The organism is Curtobacterium sp. Curtsp22 (assembly GCF_059492135.1).
This window is the reverse complement of record NZ_CP168519.1, coordinates 3,120,345-3,135,896: the sequence shown is the minus strand read 5'-3', so window position 1 is coordinate 3,135,896 and position 15,552 is coordinate 3,120,345. Positions and strand designations below refer to the sequence as shown.

Annotated in this window: 17 protein-coding genes; 9 read left to right on the top strand and 8 right to left on the bottom strand. The window is 72.7% G+C overall.

Going from position 1 to position 15,552, the window contains the following annotated elements:
- Positions 1 to 4: 4 nt before the first annotated feature.
- From ACEN8D_RS15215 to ACEN8D_RS15195, 5 genes are all read right to left on the bottom strand, one after another.
- Entirely contained in the window at positions 5 to 676 is a 672-nt protein-coding gene (locus tag ACEN8D_RS15215) for a DUF4166 domain-containing protein (protein WP_413400173.1), read from the bottom strand.
- Positions 673 to 1,302, bottom strand: coding sequence for an SRPBCC family protein (locus ACEN8D_RS15210; protein WP_495601063.1), 630 nt, complete (start codon positions 1,300 to 1,302; stop codon positions 673 to 675). Before ACEN8D_RS15210 ends, ACEN8D_RS15215 begins: the two co-directional genes overlap by 4 nt.
- A gap of 227 nt (positions 1,303 to 1,529) precedes the next feature.
- Positions 1,530 to 3,149, bottom strand: a complete 1,620-nt coding sequence (locus ACEN8D_RS15205) for a type 2 periplasmic-binding domain-containing protein (protein ID WP_413461758.1) — start codon at positions 3,147 to 3,149, stop codon at positions 1,530 to 1,532.
- A gap of 2 nt (positions 3,150 to 3,151) precedes the next feature.
- On the bottom strand, positions 3,152 to 4,078 hold the full coding sequence (locus ACEN8D_RS15200; RefSeq protein ID WP_175496031.1) for a carbohydrate ABC transporter permease: 927 nt from the start codon (positions 4,076 to 4,078) through the stop codon (positions 3,152 to 3,154).
- Positions 4,075 to 5,088 (bottom strand): ABC transporter permease, encoded by a 1,014-nt coding sequence (locus tag ACEN8D_RS15195; RefSeq protein WP_254790898.1) that lies wholly within the window; start codon positions 5,086 to 5,088, stop codon positions 4,075 to 4,077. Before ACEN8D_RS15195 ends, ACEN8D_RS15200 begins: the two co-directional genes overlap by 4 nt.
- A 157-nt stretch (positions 5,089 to 5,245) precedes the next feature.
- On the opposite strand from ACEN8D_RS15195, the gene ACEN8D_RS15190 reads away from it, so the two are divergent.
- The 5 genes from ACEN8D_RS15190 (at position 5,246) to ACEN8D_RS15170 (ending at position 9,637) form a co-directional block, all read left to right on the top strand.
- Positions 5,246 to 6,268: a Gfo/Idh/MocA family protein gene (locus ACEN8D_RS15190; protein WP_413399398.1), complete on the top strand. Its 1,023-nt coding sequence runs from the start codon at positions 5,246 to 5,248 to the stop codon at positions 6,266 to 6,268.
- A complete protein-coding gene (locus ACEN8D_RS15185) occupies positions 6,265 to 7,290 on the top strand; it encodes a Gfo/Idh/MocA family protein (protein ID WP_495601062.1) in 1,026 nt (341 codons plus the stop codon). The genes ACEN8D_RS15190 and ACEN8D_RS15185 overlap by 4 nt, the downstream gene beginning before the upstream one ends.
- A gap of 154 nt (positions 7,291 to 7,444) precedes the next feature.
- Positions 7,445 to 8,182 carry a class I SAM-dependent methyltransferase gene (locus tag ACEN8D_RS15180; protein ID WP_413461893.1) on the top strand — a complete coding sequence of 246 codons (738 nt, stop codon included), beginning with the start codon at positions 7,445 to 7,447 and terminating at the stop codon, positions 8,180 to 8,182.
- A gap of 26 nt (positions 8,183 to 8,208) precedes the next feature.
- On the top strand, positions 8,209 to 9,216 hold the full coding sequence (locus ACEN8D_RS15175; RefSeq protein ID WP_413461894.1) for a LacI family DNA-binding transcriptional regulator: 1,008 nt from the start codon (positions 8,209 to 8,211) through the stop codon (positions 9,214 to 9,216).
- Positions 9,217 to 9,250: 34 nt separating this feature from the next.
- A complete protein-coding gene (locus ACEN8D_RS15170; RefSeq protein WP_413400403.1) occupies positions 9,251 to 9,637 on the top strand; it encodes a VOC family protein in 387 nt (128 codons plus the stop codon).
- 3 nt (positions 9,638 to 9,640) lie between these two features.
- Here ACEN8D_RS15170 and ACEN8D_RS15165 read toward each other — a convergent pair whose 3' ends face one another.
- Together ACEN8D_RS15165 and ACEN8D_RS15160 are read right to left on the bottom strand one after the other, a co-directional pair.
- The gene (locus ACEN8D_RS15165) at positions 9,641 to 10,444 is read right to left on the bottom strand and encodes an esterase/lipase family protein (RefSeq protein WP_495601061.1); all 804 of its coding nucleotides are present in this window, start codon (positions 10,442 to 10,444) and stop codon (positions 9,641 to 9,643) included.
- The gene (locus ACEN8D_RS15160) at positions 10,441 to 11,214 is read right to left on the bottom strand and encodes an alpha/beta fold hydrolase (RefSeq protein WP_413400231.1); all 774 of its coding nucleotides are present in this window, start codon (positions 11,212 to 11,214) and stop codon (positions 10,441 to 10,443) included. Before ACEN8D_RS15160 ends, ACEN8D_RS15165 begins: the two co-directional genes overlap by 4 nt.
- An 89-nt stretch (positions 11,215 to 11,303) precedes the next feature.
- Here ACEN8D_RS15160 and ACEN8D_RS15155 point away from each other — a divergent pair, with 89 nt between their 5' ends.
- The 3 genes from ACEN8D_RS15155 (at position 11,304) to ACEN8D_RS15145 (ending at position 13,798) form a co-directional block, all read left to right on the top strand.
- Positions 11,304 to 11,837: a hypothetical protein gene (locus tag ACEN8D_RS15155; protein ID WP_413461824.1), complete on the top strand. Its 534-nt coding sequence runs from the start codon at positions 11,304 to 11,306 to the stop codon at positions 11,835 to 11,837.
- Between the two features lie 16 nt (positions 11,838 to 11,853).
- Positions 11,854 to 12,402 (top strand): dihydrofolate reductase family protein, encoded by a 549-nt coding sequence (locus ACEN8D_RS15150; RefSeq protein WP_413461825.1) that lies wholly within the window; start codon positions 11,854 to 11,856, stop codon positions 12,400 to 12,402.
- A gap of 61 nt (positions 12,403 to 12,463) precedes the next feature.
- Entirely contained in the window at positions 12,464 to 13,798 is a 1,335-nt protein-coding gene (locus ACEN8D_RS15145) for an NAD(P)/FAD-dependent oxidoreductase (protein ID WP_413400187.1), read from the top strand.
- 98 nt (positions 13,799 to 13,896) lie between these two features.
- On the opposite strand, the gene ACEN8D_RS15140 is transcribed toward ACEN8D_RS15145, so the two are convergent.
- Positions 13,897 to 14,802 carry an SDR family oxidoreductase gene (locus tag ACEN8D_RS15140; protein ID WP_413461865.1) on the bottom strand — a complete coding sequence of 302 codons (906 nt, stop codon included), beginning with the start codon at positions 14,800 to 14,802 and terminating at the stop codon, positions 13,897 to 13,899.
- Positions 14,803 to 14,897: 95 nt separating this feature from the next.
- Here ACEN8D_RS15140 and ACEN8D_RS15135 point away from each other — a divergent pair, with 95 nt between their 5' ends.
- Positions 14,898 to 15,470: a TetR/AcrR family transcriptional regulator gene (locus ACEN8D_RS15135; RefSeq protein WP_070418073.1), complete on the top strand. Its 573-nt coding sequence runs from the start codon at positions 14,898 to 14,900 to the stop codon at positions 15,468 to 15,470.
- Positions 15,471 to 15,552: the final 82 nt, after the last annotated feature.

The following is a 15,552-nucleotide window of genomic DNA, read 5'->3' as shown; positions in this document are numbered from 1 at the left end:
GCGGTCAGGTCCGGAGTTCGGTCCGCCGCGGCTTCAACCGCTCGGGGGCGTCGGTCGCCGGCGTCCACTCGCAGGTGAACGTCCCGCGGTAGCCGAACAGGAACCCGAAGACGCGGTTGTGCACCTCGAGGTCGACGTGGAACGCCTGGTCGTCGTCCGACCACCACTCGTGGAGGGTCGCGCGACCGCTGAACAGCATCGGGAAACGGAACGCGATCGGCCCCTCGTAGAACCGCTGCGCCTCCGAGGTCAGGACGAGGCCACCGCGGTCGTCGACGGTCAGGTCGAGGTCCACCGCGAGGTGCTGGTGGGAACCGAGGTAGTCGAGCATCCGGCCGTCGACGAGCACCATCGTGGCGTCGAACCGAGCCGTCCGCCCGGGCTTGGTCGTGTAGGTCCGGACGAACGTCACCGTCTCGCGGCCGTACCGGTCACGGTAGGGGTAGTTCTCGATCGTGAACGGCACGTCCGTCCCGACGTCCGGGACGAGGATGTTCCGCAGACGCCCGATCTGCAGGAACGGCACGGTCCACCACGGTCCCCGGCGGATCGACGTCATGACCCCGCGGCCGGTGCACGCCTCGGCGGCGTCGAGACCGACGCCGAACCTGCGGCGCATCTGCGGGTGCAGCCGCTGGAAGTCGGCGCCGAGCGCCTCCTCGAACACCGAGCTCATCGGTCGCCTCCCGGGTCGGGCAACGCTGCCAGGGTGGCGGGCGCGTCGTGCAGCTGGTCGCCTCGCCGGGTGCCCCCGACGGGCGCGCGGCGGGTCCTGGAGGCGCGGGGCCGGTCCCGCCGCCACGGCTGCAGCACCGAGGTGAGCGGCCAGGCCTCCGGCTCGGCCCCGCCTTCCAGCCAGATCCGGAGCCGGTCGAAGCTCCACGCGGTCACCCAGCCGAGGAGCGGCCGGACCACCAGGTCGAGCGGGCCCCAGCCGGAGTCGTAGTCGTAGCCGGTGACGAACCGGGTGCGCCCGTCGTCGGTCGGGACGTACCGCCAGTAGCCGCGGCCGGCCCGGATCGGCGACAGCCGGTCGTCGGTCGCGAACCGGAGCGCCGACGTGCGGGTGCCGTCCGCCCGACGTCGCTCTCCGATGCTCACGCCGGTGCCGTGCACGTCGTGCACCGGGGAGCGCCGGACGTACGTGAAGCGGGCGGCACCGTCGGCGTCCGCCGGCTCGGGGACGATCTCGGAGAAGCGGACGTCCCACCGGACGTGCTGCTCGGGGTCCTGCGTCGCCGCCCACACCCGGTCGACGTCCGCGTCGATGACCGTCTCGACGTAGATGCCGCGCTTCCCCACAGCCCGAGCGTAGGGCACGGAGCGCGCCGGGTTCGGGCAATCCGCGCGACCTGTGACCGTTCCGGTTCGCGATCCCCGGGTTCCGCGAACCGGAACGGTCACGACCGGAGGCGGATGCGGACGTCCGCGAGCCAGCGGAGTCCGGTGGGGGGGGTGGGCGCGCCGGGCTGCGGGACGGGAGGGGCGGGGCGGGGCCGACCCGCGCCTCCCGTCCGTCAGCAGCCGCGTCAGGAGGCGCGCGCCTCCAGCGCCTGCTCGTACTCGCGGCGGATCGCGTCGCCGCCCCGGCGGCGCCAGTCGCGCACCGTCGCCCGCCACGACGAGACCGTCGCCCGCCCGAGCAGCACGTCGTTGATCGCGTTCGTCGCGAACGTGCCGACCGCCGGTCCCTTCGTCGAGTTCGTCGGCGAGTACAGGCCGTAGACGGGGTTCGGCAGTCCGCGGTCGAGCCAGGACGCCAGCGACTCGTACACGGTGTCGGTCATCGTCGGGTTGCCCGCGTAGTAGAGCGGCAGCGGGCACTCGGTGAAGTACTGCAGCGGGAACTCGCCGAGCGCGGTCTCGCTGTTGCCGGTCTTCGTCAGGACCGGGGCGCCGTCGCGGTACTCGAAGTCGCGCCCCTCGATGCCGAACTTGCGGTAGGTCCAGGCCTCGGTGCCGAACGGCGACGCGCACCAGTTCAGGACCTCGAGGAGCATCCGCACCCGGGACTCGGAGCCCGCGGCCACGGACGTGATCGTGTTGTTCAGGTCGCCCAACCAGGGCTTCGCAGCGCCTCCCGACGGTCCGACGAACGGGGCGATCGTCAGCTCGAACCCGGAGCCGGGCGTGGCCTGCTGCAGGAGTCCCGGGATCGCGCTGTACGTGTCGGACAGCATCAGCGCGGAGCCCTGCACGAACCAGACCTTGCCGTTGTAGGCCGTGACGCTGTCGGGGTGGACGAGATCCTCGGCGATGAGCCGGCGCGACACGTCGAGGAGCTCCACGTACTCCTCGAGCTCGTACATGTGGGTGAGGTGCCCGCCCTGCTCCTGCCACTGGTTCGGCAGGCCGAGCATCGGCGCGAGGATGCTCGTCGGCACCGAGGCCAGGGCCCATCGGTTCGCGTGCGGGTCGGAGGCCTGCCGGCAGAGCTGCACGAACTCGTCGACGCTCGAGAACGACGGGTCGACGCCGAGCCGCTCGAAGCGGTCCTGGCGGCGGTGCAGCGCCTGCGAGGTCAGCGGCCCCCGGGGCACGGGGACGCCGTAGATGCCGCCCGAGAACACCGTCCCGCGCCACGACGCCGTCGGCAGGTTCGCCAGGTACGGGTAGTCGCGGACGCCGTTGCCGGAGAGGTACGGGCTGAGGTCGGCGGCCTTCGCCTCGAGGAACTGCGGCAGGTAGGAGAACGCCTGGTTGATCGTGAAGACGTCGCCGAGGGTGTCGCCCGCGACCTGGGTGGCGAACTTGTTGCCGAAGTCCGCGTTCGGGGTGATCGTCAGGTCGAGGTCGATCCCCATCCGCTCGTCGAGGCCCTGCCAGTACGGGTTGCTCCCCTTCGAGGGCGGGACGGGCGAGTTGGTGGGAACGCTGCCGTGCACGGTCGAACCATCGCCGGGCTTGCCCCTGGTCGGCACGAGGGTCGCCGGGATCTTCCGGAAGGCGCTCGGCATGAGCGGGCTCGTCTTCGGCAGGACGGGCTCGGGGCCGCCGGTCCACGGGACGTAGTCCGGCAGCTGGACGGCCTTGTTGATGGCCCGGACGTCGGTGGACCGGGTCACGGTCGAGCAGCTGGCCAGGAGGGTCGTGGCGGCGATCCCGAGTCCGCCCGCGACGAGCGCGCGGCGGCTGATGGAGGTGGTCATGGTCAGCCCTTCACCGCGCCGGTCAGGACACCCTTGGCGAAGTGCCGCTGCAGGAACGGGTAGACGATCAGGATCGGCACGATCGAGACGACGAGGATCGCCATCTGGATCGAGGCCTGCGGGGGCAGCGCGTCGGAGGACGTGCCGAGGTCGGCGCCGCCGAGCTGTGCGTTGTTGATGACGTAGGTGCGCAGGACGAGCTGGAGCGGCCACTTCGCGGTGTCGTTGATGTAGAGCAGCGCGTTGAAGAAGGCGTTCCAGTAGCCGACCGCGTAGAACAGGCCGATCACGGCGAGGACGGCCTTGGACAGCGGGAGCACGATCCGCCAGAAGACCTGGAAGTCGCCGGCGCCGTCGATGCGGGCGGACTCGATGAGCTCCTTCGGGATCGCCATGAAGAACGACCGCATCACGATGACGTTGAACGCGCTGAGGGCCGTCGGGAGGATCAGGGCCCAGTACGAGTCGAGCAGCCCGAACTCCTTCACGACGAGGTAGTTCGGGATGAGCCCGGGCGCGAACAGCAGGCTGACCAGCACGAGGCTCAGGACGAACCCGGAGCCGTACGACCCCGGACGGCTCAGGGCGTAGGCGAGCATCGCGCTGACGAACAGGCTGATGAGCGTCCCGACGACGGTGATCCCGATGCTGACGAGCATCGCGCGGGTGACGACGCCGCCGGCGAAGATGCTCTGGTACGCGCCGAGGTCGAGTCCCTGCGGCCACATCACGAACCCGCCGGCGTCGTTCACCTGGGCGACGGGCGCGAGGCTGGTCGACACGATGCCGACGAACGGCAGGATGACGACGAGGCAGATCACGAGCAGGACGAACCCGGTGAGCAGCCGTCCGGGCAGCGGGGGCGCGTCCGGGCCACCGCGGCGGCGCTTCTTCGTCCGGGGGACGGTCACGGTGTGCGTGGCGGTCACTTCGCCTCCTTCTGGTAGACGCCCGCTTCGCCGAAGACGTGCGCGAGCTTGTTGGCGCCGAGGACGAGCAGGACGCCGACGACGCCCTTCACGAGCCCGACCGCTGCGGCGACGCCCCACTGCCCGCCGAGCACGCCGTTGTTGTAGACGTAGGTGTCGAGGACCTCGCTCGCGGCCCGGCCGACGGCCTGCTGCTGCAGGAGGATCTGCTCGAACCCGACGGTCAGGGAGTCGCCGAGCCGGAGGATGAGCAGCAGGATGATGATGCCGCGCATGCCGGGCAGCGTGACGTGCCAGAGCTGCCGCCAGCGACTCGCGCCGTCCATCTTCGCGGCCTCGTACAGGCTCGCGTCGATCTGGCTGAGGACCGCGAGGAACAGGATCGTCGCCCACCCGGTGTCCTTCCAGATCACCTGGCTGGTCAGCAGGGCGATGAACCCGTTCGGGTTGCCGAGGAAGTCGATCGCGTCACCGCCGGCCGCGCGGATGGCGTTGTTCACGAGTCCGGAGCCGCCGAGGATCTGCTGGAACACCGCGACCACGATCACCCACGACAGGAAGTGCGGCAGGTACAGCACCGACTGCACGACCTGCTTGATCCGCTCGGAGAGCAGCGAGTTGAGCATGAGCGCGAGGATGATCGGCGCCGGGAACACGAACACGACCTGCACGAGCGTGATGAGCAGCGTGTTGCCGAGGGCGCGGAGGAACTCGGGGTCGCCGTCGAAGATGACGGAGAAGTTCTCGACGCCGACCCAGGGGCTGCGGCCGAGCGGCACGAAGGGCAGGTACTCCTGGAACGCGATGAGGTTCCCGAGCAGCGGCAGGTAGTGGAACCCGAGCAGGAGCGCGACGCCGGGCAGGCCCATGAGCAGGAGGACGCGGTCACGGCGGATCCGCTGCCACGTGCTGCGCCGACGGAGCCCGGGGTCGGGTGGTGGTGCCGCTCCCGGGTCGCGCTGTGCAGCGGTCCTCGTGCGGTTCGTCGCACGGTCGTCGAGCTTCGTCACTCGGTGGCCCCCTCCGTTGGATTCCTGGAGCGACCCTGGCGGTGACGGCAACCGTGCGGCAACCCGTTGCCAAACGTTTCCATCGTTGTAACGGTCCATCGGGACGAAGCCGGGTCGCATCGCCGCACCGCGTCCGGCGGACCTCTACGCTGGCTCCATGACGCTGCAGTCAGCACCCCGACCACGCCGGCGGATCGGACTCGTGGGCGCCGGCGGCATCGCGGTCGCGCACGTCCCCGGGCTCCTCCGCCTGGGCGACCTCGTCGTGCACTCGCAGGACGGTGCGCCCGCGCTCGCCGCCGCCTTCGCGGACGAGGCCGCACGGGTCGGCAGCACGATCACCGTCGCCGACTCACTCGACGAGCTGCTCGCCGCGGTCGACGTCGTCGACGTGGTCGTCCCGACACCGGCCCACGCCACCGTCGTCCGCGCGGCACTCGCGGCGGGCAGGCACGTCGTCTCCGAGAAGCCCCTCGCCCGCACCGACGCCGACGCCGACGACCTCGTCGCCCGGGCGGCGGACGCGGGCCTACAGCTCTACCCGGCGCACGTCGTCCGCTGGTTCCCCGCGTACCGGCGCCTGCACGAGGCCGTCACCACGGGCCTCCTAGGCGACCTCGCCGTCCTGCGCTTCTCCCGCTCCGGGGCGTTCCCGACCCGAGTCGCGTGGTTCGGCGACCGGGCACAGTCCGGCGGCATCGTGATGGACCAGATGATCCACGACCTCGACATCGCCCGCTGGGTCGCCGGCCCGGTCACCCGGGTGTCCGCCGTCACCGTCCGCACGGGCGACGACGAGCGCCCGGTCGAGGCCGCGCACGTCCTCCTCACGCACGCGTCCGGCGCGATCAGCCACGTCGCCGGACTCTGGGGACCACCGCACCTGGCCTTCAGCACGGAGTACTCGGTGACCGGCACGCGCGGCAGCCTGTCGCACTCGTCCCTCGCCGAGGAGGACACCCGCGCCGACCTCGCGACCCCGACCGCTGTCGACGGGTTCCTGCCGGCCGTCGACCCCACCGAGGACCCGTACGCCCTCGAGCTCGCGGACTTCGTCGCCGCGTTCGACGGCGGGCCGCTCCCCCGCGTCAGTGCGGCGGACGGTGCCGTCGCGGTACGCCTCGCCAATGCCGCCCTGGCGTCGATCGAGTCCGGACAACCCGTGGAGGTGACGCTGTGACCCTCCGCGTCGGCGTCCTGTCCTTCGCCCACACGCACGCGATCGGGTACCTCTCGGCGCTCGCCGCGATGCCCGACGTCGAGGTGCGCGGGACGGACCCCGGCGGCGTCTCGACCGGCACGACCCTCGGCGAACTCCGGGGCGCTGACCTCACCGGAGCGCTCGGCGTCGACCACGCCGACACGGTCGACGACCTCCTCGCGTGGGGACCGGACGCCGTCGTGGTCACCAGCGAGAACGTGCGGCACCGCGAGTTCGTCGAACGGGCCGCCGCCGCCGGCGCACACGTGCTCTGCGAGAAGCCGCTCGCCACCTCGTGGGAGGACGGCCTCGCGATCCGCGACGCCGTGCAGCGCGCCGGGGTCACGCTGATGATGGCCTACCCGGTGCGGTTCGCGTCGGCGTTCGACCGGTTGCGGGCCACGCACGCGTCGGGTGCGCTCGGCACGGTGTTCTCGGTCCGTGGCGCGAACAACGGCATGCTGCCGCTCACGCGCGACTGGTTCACGGACCCGGCGCTGAGCGGCGGCGGCGCGATCGTCGACCACGTCGTGCACGTCGCCGACCTCGTCGACGGGCTGACCGGCGCGCGACCGGTGTCCGTCACCGCCGTCGCGAACCGCGTGCTGCACGCCGAGCGCGCACGGGCCGAGACGGCCGGGCTCGTGACGGTGACCTACGACACCGGGATGGTCGTCGCGATCGACTGCTCGTGGAGCCGCCCGGACACGGCGCCCGCGTGGGGCGGCCTGACGCTCGACGTCGCGGGGACGGGCGGCACGGTGTCGGTCGACTTCTTCGGCGCGGCGGCCAGGGGGCTCGACGCGGTCGGCGGCCGGCCGATCGAGCTGCGGTACGGGGCGGACCACGACGTGCCGATGCTGCGGACGTTCCTCGACGCGGTGCGGGACGGCGTGCAGCCCAAGCCCGACGTGCAGGTCGGGTTGCGGACGCTGTCGATCGTCCTCGCGGCGCAGGAGTCGGTGCGGACCGGCAGGACGGTGCCCGTCCCGACGGCGTGAGCGACGCGTCGCCCGGCGACCCCACTGCGGACGGGAGGCGCGTGGCGGCCCCGCCCCGCGCCTCCAGTCCGTCACACGGCCGGCCGGGAGGCACGCGACCGGCCCGACCCGCGCCTCCGGTCCGCCACCCGGCCGGGCGGGGCATGCTGGACGCATGACCCTCGAGGAGTACGCCAACTCGTTCGGAGCCGCCGCCGACGCCTACGAGCGCGGACGGCCGGGGTACCCGGACGCGGCGGTCGACTGGCTCCTGCCGGCGGACGCCCGACTCGTCGCCGACGTCGGCGCGGGGACCGGCAAGTTCACGCGGAGCCTCGTCGGACGCGCCGCCGAGGTCGTCGCCGTCGAACCGGACCCGGCGATGCGCGAACGGCTCACCGCGGTGCTGCCCGACGTGCGGGCGCTCGCGGGGACCGGCGAGTCGATCCCCCTCGCCGACGGGAGCGCCGACGCCGTGACCTTCGCGCAGGCGTGGCACTGGGTCGACCCGGTGCGGGGGTCGCAGGAGGCGGCCCGGGTCCTCCGCCCCGGCGGCGTCCTCGGTCTGGTGTGGAACGTCCGCGACGAGACCCGGCCCTGGTCCGCCCGGATCAGCGCGATCCTGTCCCAGCCCGAGTCGCGGGCGAGCGTCCAGAGCGCACCGGTCGTCGGAGCACCGTTCGACGGCGGCGCCGTCGAGCACGAGCGGTTCCCGTGGGTGCACGAGCAGGACCGGTCGGCGTTCCTCGACATGGTCGCCTCGCGCAGCTACGTCATCGTGCTGCCGCCGGACGAGCGCACCGCCCTCCTCGACCGGGTGCGGCGTGTGCTCGACGACGATCCGGAGACCGCCGGGAGCGCGACCGTCCCCGTCGGCTACACCACGTACGTGCACCGGTACGTGCGTCCCTGAGCCGCAGCCGCGCTACGCTCGTGGCGATGCGCGCGACCGTGCGGGACGTGGCTGCCCTCGCCGGGGTGTCGCCGAAGACCGTCTCCAACGTCATCAACGGCGGTGTCGTGGTGCGCCCGGAGACCCGCGCACGGGTCGAGCAGGCACTCACCGAGCTCGACTACGTGCCGAACCTGTCCGCCCGGGGTCTGCGCAACGGACGCTCGGGTGCGATCGCCCTGACGCTCCCCGAGATGGCCAGCGCCTACTCGGCCGAACTCGCGCAGTGGTTCGTCGAACTGTCGCGGGAGCGCGGTTGGACCGTGCAGCTCGACCAGACCGCGAACGACCCCGCCCGCGAGCGGGACCTCGTCTCGCGTGCCCGAGCGCACCTCGTCGACGGGCTGATCCTCAACCCGGTGTCGCTCAGCGCGAGCGTGCTGGCCTCGACCGAGGGGCTGCCCCCGACCGTCGTCATCGGCGAGGTGGAGCCCGAGCACGTCGACCAGGTGCACGTCGACAGCCGTGCCGCGGCCGAGCAGGTGACGTCGTACCTCGTCGAACAGGGCCACCGTCGGATCGCGATCGTCGGTGCCGCCCGTGACGTCGAGGCCACCGCGACGAGCGAGTTGCGGGAGCGCGGGTACCTCGCGGGCCTCGCGGCGGCGGGCATCGGTGCGGACCCGGAGCTGCGGGTCCCGCTGCCGGCGTGGTCGACCAGCGCGGCGGCGTCGGCGTTCGCGGCGTGGCTCGACGAGCACCCGCTGCCCGACGCGGTGTTCGCGTTCACCGACTCGATCGCGTTCGGCGTGCTGCACGTCCTCGCCGCGCGTGGCGTGCGGGTCCCCGAGCAGGTGAGCGTGATCGGGTTCGACGACGTCGACGGGGCCGCGTACGCGATCCCCGCGCTGAGCACGGTGTCGTTCGACCGACGGGCGTTCGCGACGGCGGCGCTCGACCTGCTCACCCGGCGGATCGAGGACCGCGAGGCTCCGCCCGAGACCGTCGTGGTGCCGCACCGGATCGTCGAGCGCGCGAGCGTGGCCACGCGCTGACCGGGGCGGGCGGGTCCGGCGTACGCTCCGCCGCATGAACGCTGCCGACCCGTCGATGCCGACGCTCGCCGCCACCGTGTTGCAGTCGCCGGACCCCCTCGCGCTCGCCCGGTTCTACGGCGCGCTGACCGGCTGGACCGTCCACGAGGACGACCCGACCTGGGCGCGCATCCGCCCCGAGGACGGCCCGGGCCTCTCCGTGCAGTACGAACCCGCCTACGTGGCGCCCACGTGGCCCGGCACCGAGGACGCCCCCGGCATGCAGCTGCACCTCGACTTCCAGGTGGAGGACCTGCCGGCGGCGGTGACCAGGGCGGAGGGGCTCGGCGCTCGTCAGGCGGCGTTCCAGCCGCAGGACGACGTCCGCGTGCTGCTCGACCCCGACGGACACCCCTTCTGCCTGTTCCTGCCGGGCGCCTAGGGCTCAGGCCGGGGTCGGGCCAGGCCGGGGCTCGGCCGGGGTCGGGCCGGGCCGGGGCTCGGCCGTGCCCGGGTGGTCCGGATCCGCCGCGGCCAGCACCGCCGCACGCGTCCGCGGGTCGCCGAGGATGCGGAAGTGCCCGCCGACCGGGACCCGCACGTTCGTCGCTCCGGCGAGCGCACTGCCCTCGGGGATGAGCGTGTCGAAGACGCCGTACACGCTGGTGATGCGGGCGTTCGCGTCGAGCTCCCGTGCGAGGCCGGCGAGCACCGGGTCGCTCGACCGGAACGCCCGCAGGTGGCGGACGGGTGCGAGCCGCGCGTACCCGGAGCCCGCGAACGGCGTCGACACTGCCACCATGCGGTCGATCCGCCCGTGGTCGTCGAGGCGCGTCATCGCGTACTTCCCGATCAGCCCGCCCTTGCTGTGCGCGACGAGCAGGACGTCGCGGAGGTCGTGCTCGTCGAGGTACGCCAGCACCTCCGCCGCGGACTCCGGCACCGGACGCAGGTTGTGCCGCAGCACCGGCAGCACGTGCACGGGGTGTCCCCGGTCGTGCAGGGCGTCCATGAGCGGACGCATGAAGTGCCAGGTCTCGTAGACGCCGGGCACGACGACGACGGGCTGGCCGTCGCCGCTCCGGTAGTCGTCGGCGGTGGTCGGCCCGAGGCTCCGCACCTGCCAGCGGATCGCGTACCACCAGTCGAGGACGGCCCACCGGGTGCGGCGGAGCAGGGAGACGCGGACGGGAGGCGCGGTGCGGTCCGTGCGCGTCCCGTCCGTCCCCGACGTGGTCGCGTCGGTCACCGCAGCCCCTCGAGGGTCTGCACGCGGCGGAACTCCCCCACGAGCCGCGCGAACGCCACCGGATGGCGCTCCTGCACGTGGTGCGGCCCCGGCAGCTCGACGAACGCGCCGCGCGGGGCGGTGGCGGCGACCCGGGCGGACCAGTCGGGGCGTGCGATCGGGTCCTCGGTGCCACGGACGACGAGCACCGGCTGCGCGAGCTCGGCGACGGTGTCCTCGAGGCGGTAGCGGAGCATCGGTCGGAGTTCGGGCACGTACTGCCGCACGCTCCGCAGGTAGTCGGTCACGAGGACGGCGTTCATCCGGGCGCCCTCGACGAAGCCGTCCCGCCCGAGGTCGAGCGCCTGCGTGAGCAGTCGGCGACGACCGGCGGCGATGACCGGACCGACGAGCACGACCGAGGCGACGGCGTCCGGGTGCCGACGGGCCGCCTCGGCGACGACCTGCGTCCCCATCGACTGCCCGACGAGCACGAGGTCCCCGGCCCCGCGGGACCGCACGGCGCGGACGACGAGGTCCCCGAGTTCCGTCATGGTGAGGCGCCGGCTGGCCGCCGGGAGCCCGCCGAAGCCCGGCAGGTCGACGCTCACGGTCCGGTGCGTCGCGGCGAGCGCCCGCTGCGACCGTGCGAACGACCGGTGCGACATCCCGATGCCGTGCACGAGCACGACCGTCGGGGCGAGGGCGTCGTGCACCCTGCCGGCCGGCGCGAGGGTGTGCAGGCGCACGGGGAGTCCGTCGATCCGGACGGTCTCGACTCTCGCGCGCACGATGCGAGGCTACGCGGACGGCGCTGTGCACAGTGACGCACCAGCGTCGTCATCGCCCACGCACAGGCGACCGGTCTGTACTCGTCCTCATGACCGAGCGCACCCCCGTGAACCCCGAGTCCCGCGACGGCGTGGACCCCGCTGCCCACCAGCCCACCACGCCGTACCCCGCCAGCCCGGCCGGCTGGGGCGCCGCACCGACGCCCACCTCGACCGCGACGCTCGACGCCCCGGCGCCGGCGCCCGAGCACCCGTACGCGACACCGGCACCCTCCGCGGGCTCGTGGAACCCGGGCGCCCCGAACGGCGCGACGCCCTGGTACGGGTCCGCGGCGACGCCCCGGCGCGGGCGCGGCCCGCGACCGCCGTGGTTCTGGCAGGTGCTGGCCGTCGGGGTCGGCCTCGGGGCACTGCTCGTCGGTGGCGGCATCGGCTTCGCCATCGGACACGCGATCGGCGGCGGCACGAGTCAGTCCACGACGCAGGTGCCGGGCACGAACGGCGGCACGAACCAGTTCCCCGGCGGCGGCACCGGACAGTTCCCGGGCAACGGCACGCAGGGCGGCACCGGGAGCGGTACCGGCACCGGATCGGACACGAGCGGTTCCTCCGCGAACAGCTGAGGGCTACGCTCCGACCATGCGCAAGGTCACCGCTGGACTCTTCACGTCGGTCGACGGCGTCGTGCAGGACCCGTACACCTTCCAGTACGACTCCTTCGACGACGAGCTCGGTGCGGGCATGGGCGCGTTCATGGCCCGCACCGACACCGTCCTCCTCGGCAGGAACAGCTACCTGGAGTGGTCCGAGTGGTGGCCCGCCCACCCCGACGACCCCTTCGGCCAGTGGATCAACCCGATCGAGAAGCACGTGGCGTCCACCACGCTCGGCGACGACCTGGCGTGGGAGAACAGCACCCGGATCACGGGCGACGTGCCGGAGTTCGTCCGCGGGCTGCAGCAGCGGGACGGCGCCGACATCGCGGTGTGCGGCAGCGTCACGCTCGTCCGCAGCCTGTTGTTCGCGGGGGTCCTCGACGAACTGCAGCTCATGGTGCACCCGGCGATCGCCGGCTCGGGCCGCAGGCTCTTCGAACCGACCGACCCGCCCACGCGCCTGCGCTTGGTCGACAGCACCGTGACGAGCAAGGGCAACGTCGTGAGCACCTACGCGCCGCGCGACGCCTGACGGAGGTGCGCAGCGCCTCCAGGCCGTCGAACGACTGTCCGAACCGCGCGTACCCTCGGTGGTGACCATCTCACCATCCGAGGAAGCCGGAGTCAGCATGCCCCAGGACACCCGCCCGCACGTCGTCATCGTCGGCGGTGGATTCGCCGGTGTCGCGGCCATGCGCGAGTTCGCCGACGCACCGGTGCGGGTCACCCTGGTCGACCGCCACGTCTACAACATGTTCCAGCCGCTCATGTACCAGGTGGCGACCGGTGGGCTGAACGCCGGCGACGTGACGTACTTCCTCCGGAGCCTCCGCGCGAAGCAGAGCAACGCCGAGTTCCGGCACGGGCTGCTCACCGGCATCGACCCGGTCGAGCGGGTCGCCGAGATGTCCGACGGCGAGCACCTGCACTACGACTGGCTGATCCTCGCGAACGGCGTGAACACGAGCTACTTCGGCACGCCCGGCGCGTACGAGTACGCGTACTCGATGTACTCCCGCTCGCAGGCGCTCCGCATCCGCGACGAGCTGTTCACCCGCCTCGAGGAAGCCGCCGCCAACCAGGGCCCCGACGAGATCAAGATCGTCATCGTGGGCGGTGGCGCGACCGGCGTGGAGATGGCCGGCGCGCTCGCCGAACTCCGCGACCAGGCCCTCGTCGGCGCGTACCCGGAGATCGAGCGGGGCAACATCTCGATCACCCTCGTGCACCGCAGCGGCGAGCTCCTCAAGCCCTTCGCCCCGCGGCTGCGTCGCTACGCGGCCAAGGTCCTCCGCAAGCGCGGTGTGGTCCTGCGCCTCAACACCGGCGTCTCCGAGGTCAAGCCCGACGGCGTGATGACGGCCGAGGGCGAGTTCATCCCGGCGTCGCAGGTCATCTGGGCGACCGGTGTGGCCGCGCACAAGGAGGTCTCCGGCTGGGGCATGCCGCAGACCCACGGCGGACGCATCCAGGTGAACGACGACCTCAGCGTGAAGGGCGTCGAGCGGATCTTCTCCGCCGGTGACATCGCCGCGCAGGACGACGCCCTCGCGCAGCTCGCCCAGCCGGCACTGCAGGGCGGACGGCACTCGGCGCGGCAGATCGTGCGGCTCATGGCGGGCAAGCCGACCGAGCACTTCAAGTACTTCGACAAGGGCACGATGGCGACGATCGGCACGAACGCCGCGGTGGCCCAGCTCCGCGGGGGCATCACGATGGTCGGGCCCGTCGCCTGGGCGGCGTGGGTGGCCGTGCACATCGCGTCGCTGCTCGGCAACGGCAACCGGCTGTCGACGCTGTCGCACTTCTTCGTGCGGTACCTCTGGTTCATGCGGAAGCGGGCGATCCCGATCGTCGGCGACGTCCGGCCCGTGCGGCCGAACGGCGACCGCGAGCCCGAGCCCTGGCAGATGCAGAAGGCGGAGTAGGCGCGCGCGGGCGCGCGCTCCGCGGTGGTCCGGACCGGCGACGGCCTGGAGGCGCGGGGCGGGGCCGCCACGCGCCTCCAGGCCGGTGGTCGGTCGCGCTACGCCACCCGCACGTCGGAGTGGGCGCCGGCGGCGATGTCCTCGAGCAGCCCCGGCCCGGTGGGCTCCCACCCGAGGAGCTCGCGCGTGGCCTCGGACGTCGCCGACATCTCCATGCCGAAGAACTGCCCGATGAACCCGAAGTGCGACAGCGCGTCTTGCGGATCGATCGAGGTCACCGGCAGCCCGAGGGCGTCGCCGATGGCCTCGGCGATCGCGCGGGTCGGGATCGCGGTCTCGGCGACGGCGTGCAGCTTGGTGCCCGCGGGTGCCTGCTCGAGCCCGAGCCGGACGAGCCGCGCGGCGTCCGTGACGTGCACGGCCGCCCAGCTGTTGGTGCCGTCGCCGACGTAGCCGGACTCGCCCCGCTCCTGGGCGGCGGCGACGATCGCGGCGATGAACCCGTGGTCGCCGGTGCCGTGTGTGGTTGGGCTGAAGCGGGCCGCGATGGTGCGCACGCCCTGGTCGACGAAGTCGAACCCGCGGTTCTCGCTGCCGCCGCGCATGCTGTCGGGGCCGACGAACGGGCTCGGGTCTGCTTCGGTCGACGGGCGACCCGGGGCGAGGCCGGCGACGCCCGAGGCGACGACGAACGGCCGGTCGGTGCCGACGAGTGCCTCGCCGATGGTCTCGACCGCGGCGCGTTCGCTGGCGTTCGTGGCGGCCGGGTTCGCCCAGTCGTGCTTGTTCGCGAGGTGCAGGACCCCCTCGGACGCGGCGGCCCCGCGGCGGATGGTGTCGAGGTCGTCGAGGTCACCGCGGACGACGGCGACGCCCTTCGCCTCGAGCGCGGCGGCCGACGAGTCGGAGCGGGCGAGGCCGGTGACGGTGTGTCCGGCGGCGAGGAGCTCGTCGACGGTGTGGGAGCCGATCCATCCGGAGGCCCCGGTGACGAACACGTGCATGTGCTTTCCCTTCGCAGGTGTCCACGGCGGTGATGTCATGAACTGACATCACCGTAGCACTCGATGTCAGTCGCTGTCATCAGTAGACTGCGGACATGGCAAGATGGCAACCCGGGACCCGTGAGCGACTGCAGGCCACGGCCCTGCAGCTCTTCGCGGAGCAGGGGTACGACGAGACGACGGTCGCCGAGATCGCCGCCGCGGCCGAGGTCACCGAGCGCACCTTCTTCCGACACTTCGCCGACAAGCGTGAAGTGCTGTTCGCCGGGCAGGACGACTTCCTCGGCATGTTCACCACCCCGATCGAGGCAGCACCGGCCGGCACCCCGCCCTTCGACCTCGTCCGGCTCGCGCTCGACGCCAGCGGCGCGTTCTTCCCCGACGAGCGCCGCCCGTGGTCGCGCGCACGCCAGGGCATCATCGACGGCAACCCCGCACTCGGCGAACGGGAGCTCGGGAAGCTCGCGACCCTGAAGGTCCGACTGGGTGAGGTCCTGCGCGACCGCGGCGTCCCGGAGCCCGCCGCGACCATCGCCGCCGAGACCGCCGTCACCGTGTTCCACCTGTCGTTCGCGCAGTGGATCGCCGACGACGAGGACCGCCCGTTCGCCACCATCGCCCACGAACGGCTCGACGCCCTGACGACCCTGGTGCACCCCGGTCGTTGAGACGGCTCTTACCTTCCGCGAGCATCATGTAACGATCCGGTCACGGCCCGACGGCCCGTGACCCCATCGACAGCATCGCGCA